The sequence below is a fragment of the Chitinophaga sp. GbtcB8 genome, assembly GCF_019091455.1.
GTDB lineage: Bacteria > Bacteroidota > Bacteroidia > Chitinophagales > Chitinophagaceae > Chitinophaga.
The window spans coordinates 1-233 of record NZ_JAGXJN010000466.1; the positions used below are offsets into that span (position 1 = coordinate 1).

1 protein-coding gene is annotated in these 233 nt (G+C 48.1%); it reads left to right on the forward strand.

The features are described from left to right. A partial coding sequence (locus tag KVT36_RS32325) for a hypothetical protein (protein ID WP_217607528.1) occupies window positions 1-233 on the forward strand: 233 nt, incomplete at both ends.

Consider the following 233-nt stretch of genomic DNA (forward strand, 5'->3'; position numbering starts at 1 on the left):
CTTCAAAACCACTACCGCCAACCCTCAGGGGCCAAACTTTTTTATTGGAGACGATATCGGCGCCGGGGGTGGCACGCTTGCCGGTACTGCAAAAATGCTGAAAGAGAAAGGCGCGGTGAAAGTGAATTTTATTGTAAGCCACGGGATCTTTAGTAAAGGGACTAAGATTGAGTTTGTACATGCGGTATATACAACGGGTTCTTTCAGGAAGGTGGAAGGAGTGGAGTGTGTAG